Here is a 25,319-nt window from a genome sequence, read left to right on the forward strand (position 1 = left end):
AAATCCCGCGGGAGCGCCTGATGCAGTGCGGACATGAACCCTCCTGAGCCATGAACCAGTTGCGGCCACGGTAGGCACGGTCACATCACGAACGGTCCGCGCGGCGGTCCCCCCACGCCTTCTCCGCACCGCTGGCCAAGAGCACCCCGCAGCACATCCACACCGCGGCGGCCGGGCCCAGGGGTGCCGCGAAGACACCCGCAACCAGGGGGAGGATCACCTGCCCCAGGCGATTACCCGTCAACCGGACCGCCAGGGCGGAGCCGCGCCAGTTGCCCGGGACGGACGTGGTGATCATGGTCATGGTGAGTGGCTGACCCAAACCCAACAGGAATCCACCCACGGCCAGGAAGAACGCCGCGGCCCAGAACTTCCCCAGCACGAGCGGTGGGATGACCAGCGTGATGCCGGCCCCGAACAAACATGTCAGCAGCAGACCCCGCCGCGAGAACCGCTGGGACAACCACGGCAGGAGCAACCGGGAGGCAATGGACGCGAAACCCCGGACGCCGAGCAACAGACCCACGACCGCGGGAGCCACACCGGCCTCCTCCCCGATGACCGGCAGGAAGGCGGTGAGGATGTCGAGCATCGCGAGCAGGGACAGTGCGGCGAGCATGTGGGACGCCACCCGGGGCACCCTGAGCACCCGTGCGATGGTGGGTTTGTCGGCTGATTCGGAACGCGCCGCAGTACCAGAGGCCGCGCGGGACGGGGCCGCATCCGCCGCGGGTGTCCCGGCGCGCAGGAGCAACAGCGGAACGGCCGCGAGCGAGATCGCGGCACCGATCCACAGTGCCTGGTTCACGTCCGCGAGGCGCTCCGGGGAGGTCGCGGACGAGCTGTGCCCCACGAGCCAACCGCCCAGGGCGGGGCCGATCATCTGCCCCGCGGAGAACGCTGCGGTGAACCACCCGAACCCCTTGTCCAGGTCCCGGTCCGCGGCGTAACGGGCGATCGCCGTCTGACCCCCGATCGTGAAGCTCAGGTGCCCCATGCCCAGCACGGCGCTCGCGGCCACGACCGCCCACACCGTGGGTGACAGCGCCAGCAGCGCCCCACCGGCGACCAGCAGAAACACCCCGGAAAGGGTCAGCACGCGCAATTGCCGGGTGCGGTCCGAGTACCGCCCGAGCCACACCGCGGTGAGCAGCGGGACCAGGGCGTACGCGGCCGTGGTCAACCCGATCGTGATCGAGTCCGCGTGCAGCGCGAGCAGTTTGTAGGACGTGACCGGTCGCAACAGGTTCACGGTGGCCTGGGTCAACACCCCGCACGCCACGAGCAGCCACAACCACGCGCCGGCGCGTGCCCCACGAACCGAATCAGTCACCGGCAGCCTTCCTCAGGCATACGCCCAGGGGCGTCCGAGGCGACGCGCTCCGACAGCCGGAATCGTTGCACGGTGCGGTGCAGGGCGCCACCGCCGCGGCCCTCGCCGAGCTCTGAGGACACCAGGGAGAGCTCGCTGACGGTCCACGCGGGCCCCTCGTACACGGACAGCGCGTGCACTACATGCGCGAGCTCGGGCCCAGGGCGCGCCACGGTGCGTGAGCTGCGGCGTCGTTCGCGAGCCTTGCGCGTGCGCTCGGCACGGGACATGCGCGCGACCGTGAGATGGGCGCGCTGTCTTGCGCGCTCCTCGGGGTCCAGCGAGCACGCGTGCATGAGCTCCACGAGCGCGTCCGAGGCACTACCCACGCCCATCCACAGGGTTGTGCCGGAGAAGGATCCCGCGCCTCGCAAGCACACGGTGAGCGGTGCGTGGTCCCGGGCGACGTCGCTCAGCAGCTCCCCGAGCTCCGGCACCGCAGCCTCGGGTCGCTCGCCGTAGAACGCAAGGGTGACGTGCCACTGCTCGGGGTCGCCCCAGCGCAGTGCGGTGCCGGTGAGTTCACGGACCTCACGCAATGCACCGATCAGGTGCTCACGTGCGGCCCGGGTGGGGTGAACAGCCGCGAACAGCCTCATGCGCCCACCCTAGACGGTGCGCGGCGGTAACCGGATCAGCTCCACGCTCGTGAGGGCACCCGCGTCAGCGACCGCGCGCATGTACGTGCAGTGTGGTTGGCGCCGCCGGTCGGTGGGGCTGCCGGGGTTGAGCAGGCGCATCCCGGAGGGCGCCACGGTGTCCCACGGGATGTGGCTATGGCCGAAGACCAGGACGTCGATGTCCGGGAACGCCCGGTCCATACGCCGCTCCCGCCCGCTTGAGGCGCCGGTCTCGTGCGTCATGGCGAACCGCACCCCCTCGAGCTCCCAGTATGCGGTTTCAGGCATGCGTTCGCGTAACTCGGGGCCGTCGTTGTTGCCCCACACCGCGATCAGCTTCCGGGAGCGCTGCTCGAGGGCCTCGAACGTGGCCAGGTCCACCCAGTCACCGGCGTGGAGCACCACGTCCGCGGCGTCGACCTCGCGCCACACCTGGTCCGGGAGGGCCTTGGCCCGCTTGGGCAGGTGGGTGTCCGCGAGGAGGAGGATCGAGGTGCTCACGCCCCCATTGTGCCCGTCAGCATTCGATCACATTGACCGCGAGGCCGCCGCGCGAGGTCTCCTTGTACTTGATCTTCATGTCCGCGCCGGTCTCCCGCATGGTCTTGACCACTTGATCCAGGGAGACCTTGTGGGTCCCGTCCCCCTGCATGGACAGCCGGGCGGAGTTGATGGCCTTGACGCTCGCGATCGCATTGCGCTCGATGCACGGAATCTGCACGAGCCCGCCCACAGGGTCGCACGTGAGCCCCAGGTTGTGCTCGATCCCCATTTCCGCCGCACACTCCACCTGCCGCGGGCTCCCGCCCAGCACCGCACACAGGCCGGCGGCCGCCATGGAACACGCCGATCCCACCTCGCCCTGGCAACCCACCTCCGCGCCGGAGATCGAGGCGTTCTCCTTGATCACGATCCCGATCGCCGCGGCGGTGAGCAGGAAGTCCACGATCTTGTCATCGCACGCGTCCGCCATGAACCGCGTGTAGAAGTGCAGCACCGCCGGGATGATCCCCGCCGCGCCGTTCGTGGGGGCCGTGACGATCCGCCCGCCGGACGCATTCTCCTCGTTGACCGCGAGCGCGTACAGGTTGACCCAGTCCATGCCGTAGAGGGGGTCGTTGCCGGGTTCCTTGGCGAGCAGCCGCTTGCGCATCTCCGGCGCACGACGGCGCACCTTCAGTCCCCCGGGCAGGGTCTTCTCCTCGCGCGTGCACCCGTTCTCCACACATTCCTGCATCACGGACCAGATGTGCAGCAGCTGCTCCCGGGTCTGTTCCGCGGGCCGCCACGACAGCTCGTTCGCGGCCATGATCTGGGCGATGCTCAGACCCTCGGTCTCGCAGATGGCCAGCAATTCATCACCCGTGCTGAACGGGTAGGCCACGGGGGTGCTGTCCGCGACCACCTTGTCCGCACCGCTCGCGGACTCGTCCACCACGAAACCACCGCCCACGGAGTAGTAGATCCGTTCGCGGATGACCTCGCCGGCGGCGTCGTAGGCGGTGAAGCTCATCCCGTTGGGGTGGGTGGGCAGGGACTTCCTGCGGTGCATGATCACGTCACGGGAACGGTCGAAGGCCACGGGGTGTGTGCCCCCGAGCAGCAGTTGCCCTTTCTCCCCCGCGAGCGCGACCTTCTGGTCCGCGAGATCCGTGTCCACGGTCTCGGGGTCCTCGCCCATGAGCCCCAGCACCACGGCCTTGTCCGATCCGTGGCCCCACCCGGTGGCCCCCAAGGAGCCGAAGAGCTGGGAGTGGACCCGGGTCACGGACTCCAGCAGGGCGTCGGCGGCGAGCCCGGCCACGAAGAGCCGTGCGGCCCGCATGGGCCCCACCGTGTGGGAGGACGACGGTCCGATACCCACCGAGAACAAATCCAGAGCACTGAGTGCCACGATCTCACCTCCGGTTTTCTGGTAGCAATGATTCCTGAAAATTATCAATATTGGCTCCGGCGTCATGGGCCCACCCAGACCGCCTGGGTATGAGACGACGACATGTTTTCACAATCATCAGAACTAGCAAGAAAATTCCCACGTAGCCATTGATGACATAAACGACGTTGACCATCTGTGAAAACGGGAGCAGAAGACCCACGACGGCACCGACCGCCGCCAGCGCTATCGCGAGGTATTTGAAATTTCGAGTGCTGTCCGTGAAGAACCTCGATGAAACCGTCCACAATAAAGGAACGGCCGTGGTGTAAATACCGGCGACAATCATCACCGAAATAGCGGCGGCCAGTACCGGGCTGAAGTCCCTGGCAAGCACCAACATCGGGATCTCAGTCCCGTTGACCCGTGCGATGTTGGCGAGCAGCCCCAACCCGACCACCACACACGCCGCCGAGAACGCCGCACCGCCGACTAGGCCACCGGACACTGCTTCCCTACGACTGCGAGCAGTTTTCCCGAGTGCCGTGAGGAAAGCAGCCAACCACAACATGCAGAATCCCACGTACGACAACCCGGACATGAACCAGTTAGTCGATGCTCGAGTAAGTTCGAGATCGGCCACCATGGCGTTTCCCGCCGCGATGTTCCCGGGTTCACGAATGAAGGATAGAACCCCCAGCAGCACCGCCACAACTACGATGACGGGGCCGATCTTGCCGATCACATCGACAAGGTTCTTCAACCCGAACCAGACCGTTGCGCTCACCACGATGGCCAAACCCGCACCGCCCAGGTATTTGGGCAATCCGAAGTGCTCCTCGAACACTGCCCCCGCACCGGAGACCATCACCGTGAAGCTGAGGAACACGAAAAATATTGAGAAGTAGTCGAAGAACGTGCCCAGGTGCTTCCCCGTGTAGTACCGGAAGATCATCGAGGGGTGTTCGAATTTCTTCATATGACCCACGAAGAGGAATTCAGCGGCCACGTAGGTTATTAGGATCAACACCACGGCACCCGTACCGACGATTCCCTGGAATCCGTAGGACGCGAAGTACTGCAGTATTTCTTGGCCCGTTGCGAAGCCGGATCCGATGAGGAAGGCGATGATCGCTCCCGCGTAGGTGAGCACTCGCAAGACACTCGTTCGCTCGGCCGTATCCAGACGGGTTCCCGTTCTCGTTGGCATTGCCATAATGACTCCCTTTTACCGGCTGCGATTGGCGTCCCCGTCTTCCCGCGGAGACTCCACCGCCCACCTGACTTGTCTCATTAACCACCTGGCGGGGTTCCGTACCGGGCCGTGCGATCAAACTGCTGCGGTGGGCGGCCTGGATGCCGACATCGGCTACCGCAACACCACCGTGCGGTTCCCGGTGAGGATCACACGGCCTTCGCAGTGCCACCGAACGGCGTTGGACAACGCCTTGCATTCCGAGTCCCGCCCAACGGCCACCAGGTCTTCCGGGCCGTGAGTGTGATCGACCTCCAGAACCTGCTGAGCAATGATGGGGCCTTCATCCAGTTCGTCACTCACGTAGTGTGCGGTGGCTCCCACGGTCTTCACCCCACGTTCGTACGCCTGGTGGTACGGCTTGGCGCCCTTGAAACTGGGGAGGAACGAGTGGTGAATGTTGATGACCCGCCCCCGCATGCGTTCCACCAGGGACTCACTCAGCACCTGCATGTACCGGGCGAGCACCACCAGATCCACCGTGTATTGGTCCACCAAATCCAGGAGTCGTGTCTCCGCCTCCGGCTTGTTCTCCTTGGTCACAGGCACGTGATGGAAGTCGATGCCGTGCCACTCCACCAGCGCTTGGTGATCCAGATGGTTGGATACCACCGCCACGATCTCAATGGGAAGTTCCCCCACTCGGGCACGGAACAGCAGGTCATTGAGGCAGTGACCGTACTTAGAGACCATCACCAGCACGCGGCGCTTCTGCTCGTGAGGTCGCAGCTCCCAGTTCATGTGAAACCGTTGCGCCACCGGCTCCAAGTCCGCCCGCAGCGCTTGCTCATCCAGTGCCTCATCCCTGGATGACACCACGTGGACGCGCATGAAGAACCGTTCCTGACGGCGATCGTCGAACTGCTTCAGTTCCGCAATGGTGCACCCGTGCTCAAGCAGCACGCCGGTGACCGCGTGCACGATGCCCACGTCCTCCGGGCAGTCGAGGGTCAGAACCAGTTCGGTGGTGTCAGCGCCGGTGCGCGCCCGTTGTACGTCCGTCACAAGGCAACTCCTTCTTCGATCTTTCACGACTGTGGTGGTTCCGCCCGTGAGCTGATGGTGACCGTCACGGGCGGAACCCTCAGGCGACTTCTTCCCCGGAGTACTCCACCATCGCGTCCAGGAGCCACCGGACCGTGTAATCGGCGAAGGACGCCCTGGGCATGATCCGGTAGGTGAGGTCCTCCGTCTGCCACAGCAGGACGGGTACCGGCCCCAGCAAAGTGGAAACCGCCCGACCGGGGGTGAAGCTGCGCGGGTGCAGATCCACGTGGCAGCCCTTCTCCAGGACGTCGCGCGCCGAGGGCCCGGACAGCTCCAACGTGGTGCGGTTGGCGGACAGGTCCACGGCCTGCCCGGCCGGGCCACCCTCGGCGAAGACCGCCGCGAGCTTCTGCGCGAGCGGGTGGGTGGCCAGGGTGGGCAGGGCGCCCGGCTCGCGCTCGGAGCGGGTGTCCAGTCCGGGCACGGGGGCGACCTCGTCCCCTGTGACGGCCAAGAACTCGTCCGGGCCCAGCCACACCACGGCTACCTCCGAGGTGTCCCCCGTGACCTCACCGCATGCGGCGGGGAGCCCCACGCCGAGCACCTCGGTGACCGCCTCCGCGGCGGGGGTCCCCGGCGTCACCCTGATCCCGACCATGGTCAGGAAGGGCACCTCCCGCAGACTCACCCCGCGCTCGCCGGACACGCTCGCGCTCTTCATCTCCCCGGCCAGGTGCTCGACCGGGCTGCGGCGCAAGTGCGCCACGTGCTCCGCCGTGCGCTCGGCCCTGTTCATCATGGTTTGCTCAGCCATCTCGACGCTTTCCTTCCGGGTCGTACACGACAGGTTCGGCCACCAGCACGTCCACCAGCTGCCCGTCCAGGGGTGCCTGCAGGGTCTCACCGATGCGGTTGCGGCCGTCCTTGATCAGGGCCAGCCCGAAGGTCCGGCCCAGCGCGGCACTGTTGTAACTTGAGGTCACATGCCCCTCCATGGGCACAGGTCCCTCCTGAGGAGTGATCGGTGTGCCCTGTTTGACCAATTGGGTGCCTTCCGGCAAGCGATAGTCGGTGTCCACGGGCAGCACGGCGACCAGTTCCTTGCGCACCTCGCTCTCCAGTCCCTTGCGGAAGTACGAGCGGTTGCCGATGAAGTCCTTACGCTTGGACACCACCCAATCCATCCCCAGATCCTGGGGGGTGACGGTACCGTCCGTGTCCTGGCCCACGATGGGGAAAGCCTTCTCGGCACGCAGCACGTGCATGGTCTCGGTGCCGTAGGGCGTGATGCCGTATTCCTGACCGGCCTGCCACACGTCCTCAAAGATCGCCGCTCCCCACCATGTGGGGACGTTGATCTCGAACGCGAGCTCCCCCGAGAACGAGATCCGGCAGATGCGGGCGGGGATCCCGCTGGCAAGGGAGACCTCTCGGTAGGCCATGAACGGGAACGCGTCGTTGGACACGTTCAACTCCGGGACGAGCTTGGCGACCACGTCCCGGGAACGGGGCCCGGCCACGGCCACGGTGGTCCACTGCTCGGTCGCGGAGGTGCACACCACGTCCAACTCCGGCCACTCGGTCTGCAGCCATTCCTCGAGCCAGTCCAGCACGTTGGCGGCCCCACCGGTGGTGGTGGTCATGAAGTACCGGTCCTCGTCCAGCCGCAGCGTCACGCCGTCGTCGAAGACCATGCCGTCCGGCTTGCACATCACGCCGTAGCGGCCCATACCGGGCTTCAGTTTCTTGAACGCGTTGGTGTAGACGCGGTTGAGGAACTCCCCCGCGTCCTTGCCGCGGATCTCGATCTTGCCCAGGGTGGTGGCGTCCATGAACCCCACGGAGTTGCGCACTGCCGCGCACTCGCGCAGCACCGCGGTGTCCATATCTTCCCCGTCCTGGGGGTAGTACCACGGCCGCTTCCACTGCCCCACGTCCTCGAACTTCGCCCCGTGCGCCAGGTGCCACCCGTGGGGCGCGGACAACCGGGCCGGGTCGAACATCTGCCCGCGCTGGGTGCCCGCGAGCGCCGCGAAGGCCACCGGGGTGTAGGGAGCACGGAAGGCAGTCACGCCGATCTCGTCCGGTGAGCTGCCGCCCAGCGCGGTGGCGATCACGCCCATGGTGTTCACGCTGGAGGTCTTGCCCTGATCGTTGGCCGTGGAGATCGAGGTATAGCGCTTGACGTGCTCCACCGAGCGCATCCCGGCACCCAGCGAGCGCATCACATCCTTGACGGCCTGGTCGCGTTGGAAGTCCACGAAGTGCTCGTCCCACGTGCCGGGCTCGCCCTCGGCGCCGGGGACCAACCACAGCGGGCGCACGAGTCCCGGGGCCTCCGGGTCGGTCGTGGCGGCACGCGCCGTGGCGCTGAAGCCCGCCGCGCGGGCGGCGTTCGCCCCGGCTTGGGCGCCCTCGACCAGGCACCCAGCCAGGTCCAGGGTACCCGCGGTTCCGCCGGCCACGTGCTGGCCCGCCATCGCGGCCTCGGGCACGAACGCGGCGATCGTCTCGTTCCAGCGCAGCGGGCCGCGGCGCTGGTTGTGCAGGTGGATCACGGGGTTCCAGCCACCGGACACCGCCAGCAGGTCCGCCTCGAGGGTCTCGGGCTCACCGGCGAGTTCGCCCGCGTCGTCGAGCGCGCTGACGACGACGCCGCTCACGCGCCCGTCCGCGTCGGCGGTGGTGTCGATTACGGCCGAGCCGTAGCGCACCGACAGGCCGCCGGCCTCGGCGATCTCGGCGGAGACCGCGGAGGCCTGAGGGCGGGCGTCCACGATCCCGGCGACCGTGATGCCTCGCTCCATGAGATCCGCCACGAGCCGGTAGGCGGAGTCGTTGTTGGTGGCCACCACCACGGTGGAGCCGGCGGCGGCGCCGTAGCGGTTGAGGTAGCTGCGCACCGCGGAGGCCAGCATGATCCCGGGTCGGTCGTTGTTGCGGAAGACCACGGGGCGTTCGTGAGTGCCCTGAGCGAGCACCACCTGCCGGGCGCGCACGTGCCACACTCGCTCGCGGGACACACCCTTGGGCACCTCCCCCGTGAGGTGGTCGGTGCGGCGCTGGACGGCCACCACGTAATTGCTGTCGTAGCTGCCGATGGCGGTGGTGCGGGTGAGCACCGTGACCTCCTCGGCCGCCTCCAGCTCGGCGCTCACGCGCTCGACCCATTCGAGGGCCGGGACACCGTCGATGCGCTCGCCGTTGCCGGACAGCAGGGCCCCGCCCGGGCGCGGCTGGTCATCCATGAGGATCACGCGCGCCCCGGAGGCCGCGGCGTCCCGGGCGGCGGACAGCCCCGCCGGGCCCGCGCCGATGACAAGCACGTCCGTGTGGACGTACTTGCGGTCGTAGTAGGCGCGGTCGGTCTCGGGGTCCAACTGTCCGTGGCCTCCGAGGTAGACGGCGTCCATCCCGGGCGTCAGTTCGGTGACCGTGGCCTGCAGCATGGACTCGGCCACGTCCTGCTGGTGACGGGGGGAGACCTTGATCAAGGCGTTGGGCTCCTCCACGCCGGCCGAGTACAGCCCGCGGGGGCGGCGCCGGTACATGGACGGGGCGCAGTCGATCTTGCCGTTGGCCACCAGCGCGGAGGCCACGGTGTCCCCGCGGTAGCCCGTGTACGGGACGCCCTCGAAGGTGAAGTCCACCGCGGTGGAACGGTCGATGCCGTGCCCGGCGGCTCGCTCGGCCGTCAGGCGATGGGTCTGCTCGCTCACAGGGCACCTCCAACATTTCCCAGGTTTGGCCGGGGGTCGCTCATCTTGTACTCGGTCTTGAACTCGTAGGTCACCGTGTCACGCACGGCGTTGAACCAACGGCGGCAGCCGGCGGCGTGGGACCAGCGCTCGGACAGCAGCCCCCGCGGATTGGCGCGGTAGAACAGGTAGCGGGCCCACTGGTGGTCGTCCAGCTCGAACGGGTCCCGGGGGTAGGGCACGTGGGCCTCTCCCCCGTAATGGAATTCGGTCTCGTCCCGTGGACCGCACCACGGGCAATTGATCTGCAGCATGTTCGCTCCCTCTAGTGCGCCACGGCAGCAGCGCCGTGCTCGTCGATCAGCATGCCCGTCTCGAAACGTTCGAGGCTGAAGGGCTCGTTGAGCGGGTGTGGTTCATCGTGGGCAATGGTGTGCGCGAGCGTGAAGCCCGCCCCCGGGGTTCCCTTGAAACCGCCGGTGCCCCAGCCGCAGTTGACGTAGAGCTGATCCACGGGTGTCTTGGACACAATCGGGGAAGCATCCAGCGTGACGTCCACCACGCCGCCCCACGTGCGCAGCACGTGGGCCCGGGCGAAGATGGGGAACAGCTCCACCGCAGCGGCCATCTGCTCCTCGATCACGTGGAACGAACCGCGCTGCCCGTAGCCGTTGTAGGCGTCAATGCCGGCGCCCATGACCAGCTCGCCCTTGTGCGCTTGGGAGACGTACACGTGGACGTGGTTGGACATCACCACGGTGGGGTGGACCATCTCGTGCAACTCAGAGACGAGAGCCTGCAGCGGGTGGGACTGGATGGGCAGCTCGAAGCCCGCCAGCTCGGCCAGCACCGAGGAGTTACCCGCCCCGCACAGCGCAACCTTGCCGGCATTGATCCGGCCCCGGTTGGTCTCCACGGCAATTACCCGCCCGGCTTCCTTCACGAATCCGGTGACCTCGCAGTTCTGGATGATGTCCACGCCCATCTCGTCCGCCTTACGGGCGAAGGCCCAGGCCACGTGGTCGTGCTTGGCGATACCCGCGCGCGGCTGGTAGGTGGCTCCCATGATCGGGTACCGGATGTCGTCACCGATGTTGATGATGGGGCACAGTTCCTTGACCTGCTGGGGGTCGATCCACTCCGCGTCCACGCCGTTGAGCTTGTTCGCATTCACGCGCCGTGTGCTTTCACGTACGTCCTGCAGCGTGTGGGCCAGGTTCAGCACCCCGCGCTGGGAGAACAGGAAGTCGTACTCGAGTTCGTCCGGCAGCTGCTCCCACAATTTCAAGGAGTGCTCGTACATCCCCGAGGACTCGTCCCACAGGTAGTTGGAGCGGATGATGGTGGTGTTGCGGGCCATGTTGCCGCCGCCCAGCCAACCCTTCTCCAGCACCGCCACATTGGTGATGCCGTGGTGCTTGGCCAGGTAGTAGGCGGTAGCCAGCCCGTGCCCGCCACCGCCGACGATCACCACGTCGTAGGAGGGTTTGGGATCCGGGTTGCGCCACAGAAAATCCGGGTGGTCCGGCAAGAGATCAGCCATCAGGACACTCCGTTCATCGCCGCTTCGGCGTAGTCATGGGTGGATTCGGCGTCAGCGTTGCTCGCCGAGAGTTCGGGGTAGAGCGGGAAGGCGGCGGCCAGGGCGTTCACGCGCTCGCGTAGGCCGTCGAGGGCGGCGGCGTCGTCGGCGGCCGTCAGCAAGGTCCGGGCAATGATGTCGGCCACCTCTCGGAACTCGTCGGGGCCGAATCCTCGGGTGGCCAACGCGGGGGTGCCGATCCGCAACCCCGAGGAGACCATGGGCGGGCGCGGGTCGAAAGGCACCGCGTTACGGTTGACCGTGATGTCCACTCGGTGCAGCAGGTCCTCGCCCTGCTTGCCGTCCAGCTGGGCGTTGCGCAGATCCACAAGCACCAGGTGCACGTCCGTGCCGCCGTTGACCAGCCCGATCCCCTGCTCCGCCACGTCATCGTGCAGCAGTCGCTCGGCCAGGATTTTGGCGCCCTCGAGGGTGCGGCGCTGCCGGTCCTTGAACTCTTCACCGGCGGCGTACTTGAAGGCCACGGCCTTCGCCGCGATCACGTGCTCGAGCGGGCCGCCCTGCTGGCCGGGGAACACCGCGGAGTTCATCTTCTTGGCCAGCTCCTGCTTGCACAGGATCACCCCACCGCGTGGGCCGCCCAGGGTCTTGTGCGTGGTGGTGGTCACCACGTCCGCGTGGGGCACGGGATTGGGGTGCAGGCCGGCGGCCACCAGACCGGCGAAGTGGGCCATGTCCACCATGAGATAGGCGCCTACTTTGTCCGCGATTCGCCGGAACCGCTCGAAGTCCAGCTGGCGGGTGTAGGCGGACCAGCCGGCCACGATCAGCTTGGGCCGGTGCTCCAGGGCGAGGCGCTCGACCTCGGCCATGTCGATCTCCAGGTCCTCTTCCGACACGCCGTAGGCCACCACGTTGTAGAGCTTGCCGGAAAAATTCAGTTTCATGCCGTGGGTCAGGTGACCACCGTGAGCCAGGTTCAACCCCAGAATCGTGTCCCCTGGGTCCAACAGCGCGAACATCGCCGCGGCGTTGGCCTGCGCACCGGAGTGGGGCTGCACGTTGGCGTGTTCGGCGCCGAACAGGTCCTTGACCCGGTCGATGGCCAGTTGCTCGATCACGTCCACGTGTTCACAGCCGCCGTAATACCGACGGCCGGGGTAGCCCTCCGCGTACTTGTTGGTCAGCACCGACCCCTGCGCCTGCATCACCGCGACGGGAGCGAAGTTCTCGGACGCAATCATTTCCAGGGTTCCTTGCTGGCGTCGCAGCTCGGCCTCGATGGCCTCAGCCACTTCCGGGTCGCCCTGGGCGAGATGAGTGTTCAGATCGACCATCCTCGGCCTCCTCAGGTGTTAGTCCGTGTCTGATACGTAATTGATATATCAGGGTGTGATCCAGGTTACTGTTGCAGGCGCACGCCGTCAATGAACTTCTGACAACTGGTGACCCCGGCGTTATCAGGACCCACCCTGGGTCCGGACACTGCCGCCCGGCAGCCCGTCGGTCGGTCGACACGGGGCCCGGTTAGAATCTGAGCGGAACCGAGAGGAGTGGGTGGATGAAAGAGACTAAATCCAGCGGATCACTGGCCACCCGGGCGTTCGAACTCCTCCAGGACAAGCTCGTCTTCTTGGAGATCGCCCCCGGTGAACCATTGAACGAGACGCGGCTGGGACTTGAGCTCGAGGTGGGACGCACTCCACTGCGTGAGGCGCTGAAAAGGTTGGAGACCGAGCGATTGGTGGCCACTTTCCCTCGTCGCGGCACGTTCGCCACCCCTGTGGACATCACCGTGCTCTCCGAAATCTCCGAGGTCCGAGAAGTGCTTGAGCCCCTCGCTGTGCGGTTGGCGGCCAAGCGGCTGGACCACCGATCACGCGGTGAGCTCAAGGACCTCAAGGACCAGCTCGATACGGCCACCCCGGGAGGTTCCTCGGATCCGCAGGACGCGTTGCGCTGGGACAGCACGATCCACCGCGCTCTCTACTGCGCGGCTGGCAATGCTCATCTGGAGGCCACGCTGAACCGGTACGGGAACCTGGCTACCCGAATCTGGTGCTTGGCCGCCACCCGGAATCCCACTCCCGTGGAACACATCGCGACCCATTCACAACTGCTGGATGCCGTTCTCAACGGCCGCGGTGAAGACGCTGCGGAGATCATGCGTGAGCACGTGGGGGAGTTCGAACAACACATGCGCGAGGTGCTCTGACACCCCACGGGATCAGCGGACGGTATCGGCAATGGTTCGGCGTAGCGGGATCTTTGCCGCTTGCCCTATGTCAGATACACATGTCCCCAGCCCGGTCCGACGACAGTCGGACCGGGCTGGGGACCTTGGGCAGCGGGCTCTACAGCGCGATGCGCCTCAAGCCGGATTCGCAGGAGCCAGCACCTCGGACTGGGGACCCGAGAGGTTCTTCGGAACCGTGTCCTCGAACCGTGGGAGACCGTTCAGGTAATCCACCACCGAATCCGTGGACTCCACGTCACCGAACTTGTTGTCAATGTCGTAGAGGTTCCACTGCGCGACGCCGGGGACACGATCGCCGATGGTCTCCCTGGGGATGATCGGGCGGAATCCCTTCCCGATCGCATCCTCGACGGTGTGACACACACCCGGCCGCAGTCGCACCGGTCACAATCAGAGTGTCGATGCGGTTGGAGGTCAGGAAGAGCTCAAGGCTCGTTCCCGGGAACGCAGAAGCGCAGTTCTTATCAAACCAACAACCACCTGGCCCCCGCGACCTATCTCACAATGACCGCCGCGGGGGCGCTTATCGCGACATGGCTGCTGCCCGAAACCCGGCACCAGGTCATGGACGACACCCAGCCCCACCAAATCGTCCCGTCCGCCACCGATATCGCCGCGGCTCCATTCGGCGAGAAAGTGGATGCCCGTCCCGCAGGGACCGAATTCCCACCCCCCTTGGCGCCCCGCCCCTCGCGAGGTCCGCGGCTGTGGGGTCTTCGCCGAGAAGCAATGCCCTTCTGCTTCCCGGCCAACCTCCCGGGGCGGCAGGCTGGCCGCAGTCGTTGAGTCGAAACGTCCTTAAAGTTGCATAGATTGCAACGAAGTTGTTCCGTCGCGACGTTCTAGTGAGGTTTGCCCCCTCCCGCCGGGTTTGTACGAATCAGGGCCCAGCGCCCTGGAAGAGGTCTTCCGAGGGGTGTTCCGGAGCGAACGACCGCGAAATTTTGCCCTCCAAGCCTTGACTCGACATGTGATGTAGCTTACTTTTAAGCAACTAGCTTGCACTCACTGCAACGTAGTTGTCTGCTTAGCGAGTTTTCCACTGCCACTGATCACACTCCTGCCTCTACATGACAGGCCGCCCGAAAGGAATCCTGTGGCACAACACACATCCAGCATCACCTCAAACGCGGTCACCTCCAGCGAGCGACGCCGAGTCATTGCTGCGAGTTTCGTCGGCAACTTCGTGGAGTGGTTCGATTACGCGGTTTACGGCTATTTGGCCGCAACCATCGCACGAGTGTTCTTCCCGGAATCGGACCCGCAAACAGCCCTGCTCGCAACTTTCGGCCTCTTCGCCATCTCGTTCTTCATCCGACCGATAGGCGGGTTCGTCTGGGGGCACATCGGGGACAAAATCGGGCGAACGGTGGCTCTGTCGTTCTCCATCCTGGTGATGTCCGCCGCCACGTTCGCTATCGCCCTGATTCCCGACTACAAAACTATTGGCATTGCGGCACCCATCCTGTTGCTGCTCGTGCGTGTGGTCCAAGGGTTTTCAGCCGCGGGCGAGTACGCGGGCGCCTCGGCCTTCCTGGTGGAGTACGCCCCGGACCACAAGCGAGGGATTTACGCAGCGGTGGTACCGGCGAGTACGGCAAGTGGCCTGCTCTTCGGCTCGTTGTTCGTCGCTGGTCTCACGGCCATTCTCTCCGACGATCAGATGCTGTCCTGGGGCTGGAGGGTCCCCTTCCTTCTGGCGGGACCGATGGGTCTCATCGGCCGATACATCCGCAACCGGCTCGAGGACGCACCCGTGTTCCGCGAACTCGCGAAACAGGAACAGACAAAATCAACCCCGGTCCTGGACATGTTCAAGTACCACTGGTGGACGTTGCTGCGCACCATTGGCGCGGTACTACTGAACGCGGTGGGCTTCTACATACTGCTCAGCTACATGCCCACGTACCTCCACGAGGAAGTGGGGCTCGGCCAGACGGAGTCCTTCATTGCCACGTCCATCGCCCTGGTCACATATGTGGGATTCATTTTCCTGACAGGGATGGCCTCAGACCGATTTGGGCGAAAGAAAGTGCTGATGGCGGCGTCTATCAGCTTCATGGTGCTCACGGTCCCCATCTTCATGCTCTTGGACACCGGCTCGTTTGTCCTGATCCTCATACTTCAGGTGGTCCTCGGAGCCATGCTGACCCTCAACGACGGGACACTACCCAGCTTCCTGGCCGAATCATTCCCCACCCGAATGCGTTACAGCGGTTTTGCCGTCAGTTTCAATGTCTCCAATGCGTTGTTCGGCGGCACCGCGCCTTTCATGGCTACCCTTTTAATTTCAGCTCTCGGTACACCATTGGCACCCGCGTGGTACTTGGTGGTTGCAGCTCTTGGATCTTTGATCGCCGTAGCCGTCTCCAAAGAGACTGCAGGCCGCCCACTCACCCATTGATCGCGTTTGTCCCTAACACCCTCCGTTGCGCTGGGGTCGCAGAACTGACCAGTGTTGCAACAGGGTTGCGTACAGGTTCCGCTTACATCAACGTTTCGTGGGGAAATTACGTGCGTATGAAGAAAAGAACCCAGATCTGCTGGCACCCTTGACCAAGGCACTGTGGTGTGGTTCACTTTCTTTGCAACACCGTATTGCTGAATGCAACTTCGGTGGACAGCCAGCCATCCTGCATTTTTAGCGAACGGTCGTCGGCGAGATCGCCGTCGATAGAAGGAGGCCCCATGGCCCGCACTAAAGACCAGCAGGTCACTGACCGCACGGGCGAAGCAGTGCCCGAGGCAGATCAGCAGCTGAAGGTTTCGCTTCCACGGTTCCGAGGACGGGTAATCCCACCGGTCGATCGAACGATCATCACGGTCCTGCCCCCGCTGTTGATCATCGCGGTCATCGTGGCCGTCAGCGTCAATCCCGACGGGTCGGCTCGCGTCATCAACGATCTTCGGACGTGGGTGACCTCCGGATTCACCTGGTGGTTCGTGCTCTATTCCTTGACGGCCATCGCAGTGTGCGCGTGGTTGGCGTTCAGCAAGATCGGCCGGGTTCGACTGGGCGGCCCGAAGGCTCGGCCCGAGCACAGCAAGTTCGCCTGGTACTCGATGCTGTTCGCCTGCGGGCAGGGCGTGGGACTGATCTTCTGGTCCGTTGCCGAGCCCATCCTGCTGGGCGACGAGGCTCCCGTGGTCCCGAGCTCCGACAGTCCGGGGGAACCCGGGATGGTCTGGGCCTATTTCCACTGGGGATTGACTGCGTGGGCGATGTACTGCGTGGTTGCCATCTGCCTTGCCTACTCCCACCATAATCTGGGGAAGACCCTGACCTTCCGTGAGGCCACCGTTGACATTCTCCCCGCACCCCTGCAGCGTTCCGCAGGCGTGATTGTCGAACTATTGGCCATCATCGCCACCGTCCTGGGTCTCGCGACTTCTTTCGGTTTCGCCGTGATGCAGTTCACCAGCGGCCTGTCCACCTTCACCGGCGTGGAGCCGAGCATCACCGTATGGGTCATCGTCATCGTCGCACTGGCCGCGTTCGCCGCTTTCTCGGCATTCGTCGGGGTCAACAAGGGCATGAAGCGCATCAGCGAGGCCAACTCGGTGCTCAGTATCGTGCTGGTGGTGGGGGTCTTCCTCTTCGGCCCCATCGTTTTCGTTCTTTCGAACCTAACGCAGACCTTCGGTACCTTCATCTACAACTTCATCCCGATGAGCTTCTGGTCCGACTCCGGCACATCCGGCGCCCCTCTTGAGAGCTGGTCCGATAGCTGGAGTGGACCGTGGACAGTCTTCATCTGGTGCTGGGTGATCGCCTTCTCCCCCTTTGTCGGGGGATTCATCGCCAGGATCTCCCGTGGTCGCACCATCCGGGAATTCATCCTGGGCGTGACCATTATCCCGTCGTTGATCGTCATGATCTGGATCGGCATCATTGGATCTGCCGCGGTGTACTACAACCAACAAAGCGGCGGTGAAATTGCAGAGAAGGTCGCCGCAGACACCTCCTCCGGTCTGTTCGCAGCGCTCGAAATGGTCCCGATCGTGGGAGGGATCCTCCTGGTGGTGGCCACCATCCTCGTGGCGACCTACTACGTCACCAGCCTTGACTCAGGGACCTACGCGCTTGCCGAGTTCGTGTCCGCACCCCGGAAGGCCGGTCCGTGGTTCCGGGTGGTCCTGGTTGTGAGCATTGCCGCCGTGGCAACCGTGCTCCTGTCCATCGGTGGCACCTCGGTGGTCGACACGGTCCAGACCGGCACCATTATCGGGGCCTTCCCCTTCTCCTTCATCATCTTCCTGATGATCGCCAACCTGATCCGCAGGCTGGTCACACGGACCAAGGACAGCAGGAGACTCGAGAAAGAGATCAACGACCCGAATCCTCGCCCTGAGGACGACTACGTGGACGAGCACGGTCTCCCCACCGGAGAGATGCCCATCCTCACCGACACCTCCGTCGCGGATTCCCGCCGGCCTTCCACCGCGCCGGATGAAGATCCCATGAAAGGGGGACACGCGTGAAAACTTCCCTGCTCGCACATGCCACGGCACCTGAATTCTCCAACTGGCTCGACAACGAACGCGCCACAGTCCTGGTCCCCGTGGGAGCGCTCGAACAACACGGGCCCCACCTCCCCCTGGGAACCGACAGCCTGCTCGCGACCGCCGTGAGCCTGGGGGCGGCCGAGCGCACCGGCGCCAAGATGGCCCAGACTCTCAACTACGGATACAAATCCCAGCAGAAGTCCGGCGGGGGAAACCACTTGCGGGGCACCCTGAGCCTCGATGCCGACAACTTGATCGGCATCGCCCGGGACATCACCCGCTCGTTCCTGCAGCAAGGTGTCCGCAACGTGGTGTTCGTCAACGGCCACTACGAGAACTACCAATTTCTCTACGAGGGCGTGGACCTGGCGCTGCGTGAACTCGGCCTGTCCGACCCCGCCGGCCCGTCGGTCCTTCTGTTGTCCTACTGGGACTACGTTTCCGAGAGCACCCTCGCAACCGTGTACCCCCAGGGCTTCCCGGGCTGGGACATCGAACACGGCGGAGTCCTCGAAACCTCCCTCATGCTCCATCTGCACCCCGAGCTGGTGCACATGGACAAGGCCGTGGAACACAACCCCGCGCTGCTCCCCCGGTTCGACCGGCTTCCGGTCGTTCCGGAACGGACCCCGCACACGGGCGCACTGTCCGCACCGAGTGGTTCCACGGCGCAGAAAGGGCGGCTGCTGTTCGAGCGGACCGTTACGGACTTGGCAACCGATCTTTCCACCGAACTCGGGCTCGAGCGCTGAACGTACGCCCTCGAGTCTGGACATCCACACCACACAAAGGAGAAATAATGTCCACCAATACCCCAACCACCACCAGCGTCTCCGAACTCGAGCGCCTCAAGGTCCTGCACAACGGCGAGAAAACGCCCCTGACGTTCTCGGATGCGGAGTTCGAGCGTCGACTGGGCGGGCTGCGTCAGATCATGGCGGAGAAGGACCTGGACGCCGTGGTGCTCACTAGCTACCAGGGCATCAAGTACTACTCCGATTTCTTGTTCACCTACTTCGGCCGCTCATACGCCCTCGTGGTCACCCCCGAGGACTCCGTCTCGGTGACGGCCAACATCGACGCCGGCATGCCGTGGCGGCGCAGCTACGGCGAGAACATCGTCTACACCGACTGGCGCCGTGACAACTACTACTACGGCGTCCAGCAGGCCTTGCAGGAGCGCGGGATCACCGCCAAGCGCCTCGGTGTGGAGGACGACACGATGCCCGAGCTGATCCGCCGTCGTTTCCGGGAAACCTTCCCGGACGCCGAGCTGGTGGACGTCTCCCAGGACTCCATGCGCCAGCGGACGATCAAGTCCGCAGAAGAGATCGAAGTCATCAAGCACGGCGCCCGCATCGGCGACCTGGGTGGCGAGGCGATCCGCAAGGCCATCCGCGAGGGCATCATGGAGTACGAGGTCGCTCTGGCTGGCGTCGAGGCCATGACCCACGAGATCGCCCGCACGTTCCCGGATTCCGAGATTCGCGACACGTGGGTGTGGTTCCAGTCCGGGATCAACACGGACGGGGCCCACAACTGGGCCACGACCCGCAAGCTGCGCCGCGGGGACATCCTCTCACTAAACTGCTTCCCCATGACCAGCGGTTATTACACGGCCCTGGAGCGCACCATGTTCCTCGGTGAGCCGGACGCCGAGTCCCTACGACTGTGGAACGTCAACGTGGAGGTTCACGAGGCTGGCTTGGAACTCATCAAGCCCGGTGCCGTCTGCAAGGACATCGCCGCGGAACTGAACAAGATCTACATCTCCCACAACCTGCTGCCCAACCGCACCTTCGGCTATGGTCACTCCTTCGGTGTGCTGTCCCACTACTACGGCCGCGAGGCGGGCCTAGAGTTGCGTGAAGACATCGACACCGTTCTGGAACCGGGAATGGTCGTGTCCATGGAACCCATGATCACCGTTCCCGAGGGCCAGCCCGGAGCGGGCGGGTACCGTGAGCACGACATCCTGGTGGTCGGCGAGGATGGTGCCGAGAACATCACCAAGTTCCCGTACGGCCCGGAGAAGAACATCGTGGACGCCTGATCCGCGATATCGGACCTTGGCGCCGCAACCCGATGTGGCGCCGAACGGGTGGGGGCGTGGGACGGCATCACCGTCCCACGGCCCCCACCCGTGTCACCACCGAGCACCCCGGCCCGGTCGACAACCCCTCGGAAGGACGAAACACCGATGAGCGCAACATCCCAGCAACCGGGGCGACCGCAGGGCAATTCGGTGATCGACCACGCCCTGGCCGTCCTGCGCTGCTTCTCGGCGGAGGAACCCCTGCTGGGGGTCACCGAGATCGCGAGCCGGGTGGGCCTGCACAAGTCCTCGGTGTCCCGGATCCTCGCCACCCTGGAGAACTCGGACGTGGTCGAGCGGGATCCTGTGTCCCGCCAGTTCCGCCTGGGGATGGGGCTGATCACGGTGTCCGGTCCGCTGCTGGCCACTATGGACGTTCGGCGCGTAGCCTACCCGCACATGCAGGAGCTCACAGCGCAGACCGGGGAGACCACCGCCCTGCTGCTGTGGAACGGCTTCGAGGCGGTGTGCGTGGAACAATTGCCGAGCCCGCATTCGATCAAGCACACCTCCCCTCTGGGCACCCGGTACAACACCGCATACAGCTCATCCGTCCAGCTGTTCCTCTCCGACCACCCCGAACCGCGTATCCGGTCTCTGGTCACGTCGGGCGCCATAGAGCTACCCGTCCAGGACGAACCCCATGTGGCGAACTACCTGGGGAAACTGGCGGAGGTCCGCCTCTCGGGCGTGGCCCTCAACTACGGCAAGACCTCCGTGGACGAGGTGGGCATTTGCGCCGGGATCCGGGACCACCGGGGCGATCTGGTGGCCGGTCTCATGGTCGCTGCGCCACGCTTCCGCGTAGGTGAGGAACAGGCGCGGCACATGTGCCATGCGGCCAGTCTTGCGGCCACGGAGATTTCCCGCCGCATGGGCCATACCGGCGCCTGACCGGCGGATCGATTATTTACCCGCGTCCCGCAGCTCGAGTCAATCCCAGGTGACTGAACCCTTGCGGAAAATTACCCGCCATCCTGTGGGCGGCTACGTCGTACTCTTCGACCAGAAGGCCCAATTCCGATAAGGACCCCACCGGAGTGCGCGCGGGTTCCTAAGCTCTCTCCAAGCGACCCGAACGCGCGTACCGCTCCGTGAACCAGAAGGCACGAACCATGAACGGGTATTCGTGCCTTTTCAGGCCGTCCATGGAACCGTCGGAGCCAAAAATGGGTAATGCTAAATGTTGTGGGGCATGAACGGGCTCTCTTGCTGCGGACGGACGGTGTAGGAACTAACATCGTGTGGCGAGGAGCCCGCTCCTCATCTCAGTGGCACACCCACGGCGAATACCTCATGCCCCGCAACAACTAGACCGCGTCGTTCGCGGTGTTCCACGACACTCCCAGGCCCTCGGCGACCCTGGCGAACGTCAGGTGCTCACACACGTCGACTACCAGAGGCCACCGCAGCCCCCAGCGCGAGAGCATGGCCCACGGCTGCGCTGCAACGCCGCAGTCCTGACGCCATTCGTGCCCGCCCCCGGTGCATCGGTACCGACACAGCCGCACCTCCAACACAGTCAGACGGGACTACTGCTTGAATAGCTCCCTGGCCTATCCATGCAGCAGTTCCCCGGATAGAGGTATAGAACTGCGAGGAATACGCAAACTAGGACACCCCTCAGCATGGTATCGCTCCTTTCGGTCAGTGCATCGATATACGGCCCTCCATTGAATGGCGTGCGCGGGTGAAGAACTTTTTCTCAAAGGAGGGGGTGTCAGCACGAAAGGCCACCTCTGCCCCGGGAGGTGCCCAGCTGTCTCTCCAGCAGTCCGTCCGCCCAGAGACCGCCCAGCAACTCAGACGGTCCCGCGGGCACCGTGGGCTCAGAGGTCCTGCGGGCCCAGCGGCAGACCCAGCAGGTACCACACGATGAACAGCAGGAACCAGCCGATGAGCATGGCGATCGAGACCGGCAGCACCAGGGAGATGAGCGTGCCCACGCCCGCTTCCTTCTGGTAGCGGCGCAGGTACCCGAGGACCAGGGCGAAGTACGGGCTCACGGGGCTGATCACATTGGTGGGGGAATCCCCGATCCGGAACAACGCCTGGGTCATCTCCGGTGAGACGTCGAGCAGCATGAGCATGGGCACCATCACCGGGGCCAGCAGGGTCCACTGCGCCGAGCCCGAGGTGATGAGCAGGTTCATCACCGCCACGATCGCCACGATCCCGGTGAACGTGAGGATGGGATGCAGTCCCAGCGAGCCGATGAAGTCCGCGCCGTAGATCGCCAGGACGGGACCGATTCCGGACCACTGGAAGTACGCGGTGAACTGGGCCGCGGCGAAGAACAGCACCAGCACGGGGGTCACGGTGGTCAGTCCCGTGGCCATGGCCTCGGGGATCTGTCGCGCCTCGGTCATGGTCCCTGCGGCCCGTCCGTAGATCCAACCGACGACGGCGAACATCACCGCGATCACGATGCCCACGTTGAGCAGCAGCGGGGACATCAGCACGGAACCGTCCTCCGCGCGCAGGGGTGAGCCGGGGATCAGCAGGACCGCGAGATAGATCACGAGCATGATCGCGAACGCGATGCCGGCGTTGCGCAAACCCCGCTTCTCGCGGGGCTTCAGGCGCATGTCCTCGAAGTCCCCCATGTTCTGCTGCTTGGTATCCGTGTCCTCCTCGAGCGCCGCACCGCGTTTGGCGAGCACGGTCTCCGTGACCAGGGTGATGATCGCCGCGAGCACGAGCGACGACACGAAGGTGAAGAAGTAATTGGAGACCGGGGTGACGATCACGCTGTCGTCGATCAGCCCCGCGGCGGCGGTGGTGATGCCACCCAGGAGGGCGTCCGACGCCGTCGGCAACAGGGACGCGTTGAAGCCCGCCGCGACCGAGCAGAACGCCACCACGAGCCCCACGACCGGGGACCGGCCGGCGGCCTTGAACGCGAGCGCACCCAGGGGGATCAGCACCACGTACATCGCGTCCGAGGCGATGGACCCCGTGATGCCCGTGAGTGCCAGGACGAAGGTCAGCCACTTGGGACCCACGCGGGACACCGAGCCGCGCAGCGCCGCGGAGAGCATTCCGGACTGTTCGGCCACGGCCACGCCCAACAGGATCACGACCACGAGCCCCAGGGGCGGGAACTCCACGAAGTTCGTGACTGCTTCCGCGACCATCTTGCGCAGCCCGTCCGGGGCCAACAGGTTGGTGACCGCCACCGTCTCGCCCGTGGCGGGGTTGACCGCGCTGAGTCCCACGGCGGAGAGGATCCAGCTGAGCAGGATCACGACCCCCGCGAGCAGGAAGAACAGCCAGAACGGGTCGGGAAGCTTGTTACCCACCCACTCGATCCAGTTCAGGACCCGGAGCAGGCCACCGGTCCCCTTCTGTGTGCCGTGCGAGCGGGCACGGGGCGTGGACGAGGACATCTCTGGTTCCGTTCTGCCGGCGGAGTCTGCTGCGCCCAACGTACGCAACCGCGGGGCCATGACACGTGATTACGGCGCAGCAGTGGTGACGTGGCGCACCTTTGTCACCGATACACCGGCGTCCTGTTCCGCTGGCGCACCTGCATCCTGGCATGCACCCCGTTCATTCTCGCCCCACGAGCCGGGGCGGGTACGCGCCCGGTGTAATCTCCTAGAGGCCCGGATCCGGCCGCCCCTGGTGTGCGGCGCCCCGGCCGCCACCTGGAAACCCTCGAGAAGGACCGCCCGTGAGCGAATTCCCCGCCGCCCTCAAACGCGGACTGACCGTGCGCCACGTCCGCTTCATGGCCCTCGGCTCGGCGATCGGGACGGGGCTGTTCTACGGCTCGGCCTCGGCCATCCAGACCGCGGGCCCCGCGGTGCTGTTCGCGTACATCGTGGGCGGGGCCGTGGTGTTCCTGGTGATGCGTGCGCTCGGTGAGATGGCCGTGCTCCACCCCGTCTCGGGGTCCTTCGGTCAGTACGCCGGCCGCTACCTGGGTCCCCTGGCCGGTTTCATCACAGGGTGGACGTTCGTGTTCGAGATGGCGATCGTGGCCCTCGCGGACGTCACGGCGTTCGGCATCTACATGCAGTTCTGGTTCCCGGACACACCCCAGTGGATCTGGGTGCTGGCCATCGTGCTGCTGATCACCGGCCTGAACCTGCTCAACGTCAAGGTCTTCGGTGAGCTGGAGTTCTGGCTCTCGGTCGTGAAGGTCACGGCCATCATCCTCATGATCGTGGGCGGTTTCGCGATCCTGCTCTTCGGCTTCGCCGTCCCCTCCGACACCCCGCCCGGGCTGCACAACCTGGTGGATCACGGCGGCCTCTTCCCCAACGGGTTCACGAGTCTGCTGCTGTCCTTCTCCGTGGTGATGTTCGCGTTCGGTGGGATCGAGACCATCGGCATCACCGCCGGTGAGGCCCGGATCCCCGCCAAGACCATCCCCGCCGCGATCAACACGGTGCCCGTGCGGATCCTGCTGTTCTACGTGCTGACCCTGTTCGTGCTCATGAGCCTCTTCCCGTGGAACGAGGTCACCGGCGAGGTCAGCCCCTTCGTGCAGATCTTCGACTCCCTGGGCATCCCGTTCGCACCCCACATCCTCAACGCGGTGATCATCACCGCGGCGATCTCCGCGATCAACTCGGACATCTTCGGTTCCGGGCGCATGGTCTACGGGCTCGCGCAGCAGGGTCACGCGCCGCGCGCGTTCACCCATGTGGGCCGCAGCGGCGTGCCCACCCTCACCGTGGCGCTCATGGCCGTGGTGCTGTTGATCGGTGTGGTGCTCAACGCGGTGATCCCGGAGAACGTGTTCCTGATCATCGCGTCCCTGGCCACGTTCGCGACCGTGTGGGTGTGGATCATGATCCTGGTCTCCCACCTGGGCATGTCCCGTGAGCGCGCCCGCGCCGGCGCCCCGCGCAGTTCCTACCCCCTGCCCGGCGGTCGCGTGAGCACGTACGCGGCCCTCGCGTTCATGGCGTTCGTAATCGTGCTGCTCGCCTTCACACCGGACACCCGCATCGCCCTGAGCGCCGGGCTCGCGTGGCTCGTCATCATGACGGCGGTGTTCTTCGCGTTCGTGCGCGGCAAGGGCCGCGAGCGCACGGTCCTGCCCGACGACGCCGCTGCGGTCACCACGGATCCCGTGGCCACCGGTTCCAAGTAACCCGGT

At 65.2% G+C, this 25,319-nt stretch carries 20 protein-coding genes and 1 pseudogene; 7 read left to right on the plus strand and 14 right to left on the minus strand.

All coding sequences use genetic code 11. The features are described 5' to 3' along the window. Nucleotides 1-85 precede the first annotated feature (85 nt). From RF637_RS04640 to glyA, 11 genes are all read right to left on the minus strand, one after another. On the minus strand, nucleotides 86-1,333 hold the full coding sequence (locus RF637_RS04640) for an MFS transporter (RefSeq protein WP_368844260.1): 1,248 nt from the start codon (nucleotides 1,331-1,333) through the stop codon (nucleotides 86-88). Then, the gene (gene thpR, locus RF637_RS04645) at nucleotides 1,330-1,971 is read right to left on the minus strand and encodes an RNA 2',3'-cyclic phosphodiesterase (RefSeq protein WP_368844261.1); all 642 of its coding nucleotides are present in this window, start codon (nucleotides 1,969-1,971) and stop codon (nucleotides 1,330-1,332) included. Before thpR ends, RF637_RS04640 begins: the two co-directional genes overlap by 4 nt. A 9-nt stretch (nucleotides 1,972-1,980) precedes the next feature. Continuing rightward, entirely contained in the window at nucleotides 1,981-2,493 is a 513-nt protein-coding gene (locus tag RF637_RS04650; protein ID WP_144931892.1) for a metallophosphoesterase, read from the minus strand. Between the two features lie 16 nt (nucleotides 2,494-2,509). Further along, nucleotides 2,510-3,886, minus strand: coding sequence for an L-serine ammonia-lyase (locus RF637_RS04655; protein ID WP_368844262.1), 1,377 nt, complete (start codon nucleotides 3,884-3,886; stop codon nucleotides 2,510-2,512). A 4-nt stretch (nucleotides 3,887-3,890) separates the two neighbouring features. Beyond that, complete coding sequence (locus RF637_RS04660; protein WP_368844263.1) at nucleotides 3,891-5,081, minus strand: hypothetical protein; 1,191 nt, start codon at nucleotides 5,079-5,081, stop codon at nucleotides 3,891-3,893. 153 nt (nucleotides 5,082-5,234) lie between these two features. Then, complete coding sequence (gene purU / locus RF637_RS04665) at nucleotides 5,235-6,125, minus strand: formyltetrahydrofolate deformylase (RefSeq protein WP_064845405.1); 891 nt, start codon at nucleotides 6,123-6,125, stop codon at nucleotides 5,235-5,237. Nucleotides 6,126-6,204: 79 nt separating this feature from the next. Continuing rightward, nucleotides 6,205-6,921: a sarcosine oxidase subunit gamma gene (locus RF637_RS04670; protein ID WP_368844264.1), complete on the minus strand. Its 717-nt coding sequence runs from the start codon at nucleotides 6,919-6,921 to the stop codon at nucleotides 6,205-6,207. Continuing rightward, nucleotides 6,914-9,826: a sarcosine oxidase subunit alpha family protein gene (locus RF637_RS04675; RefSeq protein WP_368844265.1), complete on the minus strand. Its 2,913-nt coding sequence runs from the start codon at nucleotides 9,824-9,826 to the stop codon at nucleotides 6,914-6,916. The genes RF637_RS04670 and RF637_RS04675 overlap by 8 nt, the downstream gene beginning before the upstream one ends. After that, nucleotides 9,823-10,119 carry a sarcosine oxidase subunit delta gene (locus RF637_RS04680; RefSeq protein ID WP_085108782.1) on the minus strand — a complete coding sequence of 99 codons (297 nt, stop codon included), beginning with the start codon at nucleotides 10,117-10,119 and terminating at the stop codon, nucleotides 9,823-9,825. The genes RF637_RS04675 and RF637_RS04680 overlap by 4 nt, the downstream gene beginning before the upstream one ends. An 11-nt stretch (nucleotides 10,120-10,130) precedes the next feature. Then, on the minus strand, nucleotides 10,131-11,348 hold the full coding sequence (locus tag RF637_RS04685; protein WP_368844266.1) for a sarcosine oxidase subunit beta family protein: 1,218 nt from the start codon (nucleotides 11,346-11,348) through the stop codon (nucleotides 10,131-10,133). After that, nucleotides 11,348-12,685, minus strand: coding sequence for a serine hydroxymethyltransferase (glyA, locus tag RF637_RS04690; RefSeq protein WP_085108784.1), 1,338 nt, complete (start codon nucleotides 12,683-12,685; stop codon nucleotides 11,348-11,350). Before glyA ends, RF637_RS04685 begins: the two co-directional genes overlap by 1 nt. A 224-nt stretch (nucleotides 12,686-12,909) precedes the next feature. Between glyA and RF637_RS04695 the strand changes: the two genes are divergently transcribed. Further along, on the plus strand, nucleotides 12,910-13,563 hold the full coding sequence (locus RF637_RS04695) for a GntR family transcriptional regulator (RefSeq protein WP_368844267.1): 654 nt from the start codon (nucleotides 12,910-12,912) through the stop codon (nucleotides 13,561-13,563). A gap of 156 nt (nucleotides 13,564-13,719) precedes the next feature. Here RF637_RS04695 and RF637_RS04700 read toward each other — a convergent pair whose 3' ends face one another. Further along, a complete protein-coding gene (locus RF637_RS04700; RefSeq protein WP_240505790.1) occupies nucleotides 13,720-13,968 on the minus strand; it encodes a hypothetical protein in 249 nt (82 codons plus the stop codon). 733 nt (nucleotides 13,969-14,701) lie between these two features. Between RF637_RS04700 and RF637_RS04705 the strand changes: the two genes are divergently transcribed. The 5 genes from RF637_RS04705 (at nucleotide 14,702) to RF637_RS04725 (ending at nucleotide 21,100) form a co-directional block, all read left to right on the plus strand. After that, on the plus strand, nucleotides 14,702-16,009 hold the full coding sequence (locus tag RF637_RS04705; RefSeq protein ID WP_368844268.1) for an MFS transporter: 1,308 nt from the start codon (nucleotides 14,702-14,704) through the stop codon (nucleotides 16,007-16,009). 284 nt (nucleotides 16,010-16,293) lie between these two features. Then, nucleotides 16,294-18,087: a BCCT family transporter gene (locus RF637_RS04710; RefSeq protein WP_368844269.1), complete on the plus strand. Its 1,794-nt coding sequence runs from the start codon at nucleotides 16,294-16,296 to the stop codon at nucleotides 18,085-18,087. Next, nucleotides 18,084-18,863 carry a creatininase gene (locus tag RF637_RS04715; protein ID WP_313362545.1) on the plus strand — a complete coding sequence of 260 codons (780 nt, stop codon included), beginning with the start codon at nucleotides 18,084-18,086 and terminating at the stop codon, nucleotides 18,861-18,863. Before RF637_RS04710 ends, RF637_RS04715 begins: the two co-directional genes overlap by 4 nt. A 47-nt stretch (nucleotides 18,864-18,910) precedes the next feature. Further along, nucleotides 18,911-20,164 (plus strand): M24 family metallopeptidase, encoded by a 1,254-nt coding sequence (locus tag RF637_RS04720; RefSeq protein ID WP_085108255.1) that lies wholly within the window; start codon nucleotides 18,911-18,913, stop codon nucleotides 20,162-20,164. A 147-nt stretch (nucleotides 20,165-20,311) separates the two neighbouring features. Continuing rightward, complete coding sequence (locus tag RF637_RS04725) at nucleotides 20,312-21,100, plus strand: IclR family transcriptional regulator (protein ID WP_085108252.1); 789 nt, start codon at nucleotides 20,312-20,314, stop codon at nucleotides 21,098-21,100. A gap of 419 nt (nucleotides 21,101-21,519) precedes the next feature. Here the strand turns inward: RF637_RS04725 and RF637_RS04730 are convergent. Together RF637_RS04730 and RF637_RS04735 are read right to left on the minus strand one after the other, a co-directional pair. Beyond that, nucleotides 21,520-21,735, minus strand: a pseudogene (locus RF637_RS04730) (ISL3 family transposase); the annotation flags it as partial. Nucleotides 21,736-22,035: 300 nt separating this feature from the next. Further along, complete coding sequence (locus RF637_RS04735; RefSeq protein WP_144933034.1) at nucleotides 22,036-23,595, minus strand: AbgT family transporter; 1,560 nt, start codon at nucleotides 23,593-23,595, stop codon at nucleotides 22,036-22,038. Nucleotides 23,596-23,939: 344 nt separating this feature from the next. On the opposite strand from RF637_RS04735, the gene RF637_RS04740 reads away from it, so the two are divergent. Then, complete coding sequence (locus RF637_RS04740) at nucleotides 23,940-25,313, plus strand: amino acid permease (protein ID WP_368844313.1); 1,374 nt, start codon at nucleotides 23,940-23,942, stop codon at nucleotides 25,311-25,313. Nucleotides 25,314-25,319: the final 6 nt, after the last annotated feature.

The organism is Kocuria sp. CPCC 204721, assembly GCF_040980945.1.
Lineage (GTDB): Bacteria > Actinomycetota > Actinomycetes > Actinomycetales > Micrococcaceae > Kocuria > Kocuria marina.

Coding starts and splice junctions, on each gene's coding strand:
- thpR (WP_368844261.1), bottom strand. CDS start 1,971: ATGAGGCTGTTCGCGGCTGTTCACCCCACCCGGGCCGCACGTGAGCAC.
- RF637_RS04670 (WP_368844264.1), bottom strand. CDS start 6,921: ATGGCTGAGCAAACCATGATGAACAGGGCCGAGCGCACGGCGGAGCAC.
- RF637_RS04740 (WP_368844313.1), top strand. CDS start 23,940: ATGGCCCTCGGCTCGGCGATCGGGACGGGGCTGTTCTACGGCTCGGCC.
- RF637_RS04660 (WP_368844263.1), bottom strand. CDS start 5,081: ATGGCAATGCCAACGAGAACGGGAACCCGTCTGGATACGGCCGAGCGA.
- RF637_RS04735 (WP_144933034.1), bottom strand. CDS start 23,595: ATGTCCTCGTCCACGCCCCGTGCCCGCTCGCACGGCACACAGAAGGGG.
- RF637_RS04695 (WP_368844267.1), top strand. CDS start 12,910: ATGAAAGAGACTAAATCCAGCGGATCACTGGCCACCCGGGCGTTCGAA.
- RF637_RS04685 (WP_368844266.1), bottom strand. CDS start 11,348: ATGGCTGATCTCTTGCCGGACCACCCGGATTTTCTGTGGCGCAACCCG.
- RF637_RS04725 (WP_085108252.1), top strand. CDS start 20,312: ATGAGCGCAACATCCCAGCAACCGGGGCGACCGCAGGGCAATTCGGTG.
- RF637_RS04720 (WP_085108255.1), top strand. CDS start 18,911: ATGTCCACCAATACCCCAACCACCACCAGCGTCTCCGAACTCGAGCGC.
- RF637_RS04710 (WP_368844269.1), top strand. CDS start 16,294: ATGGCCCGCACTAAAGACCAGCAGGTCACTGACCGCACGGGCGAAGCA.
- RF637_RS04680 (WP_085108782.1), bottom strand. CDS start 10,119: ATGCTGCAGATCAATTGCCCGTGGTGCGGTCCACGGGACGAGACCGAA.
- glyA (WP_085108784.1), bottom strand. CDS start 12,685: ATGGTCGATCTGAACACTCATCTCGCCCAGGGCGACCCGGAAGTGGCT.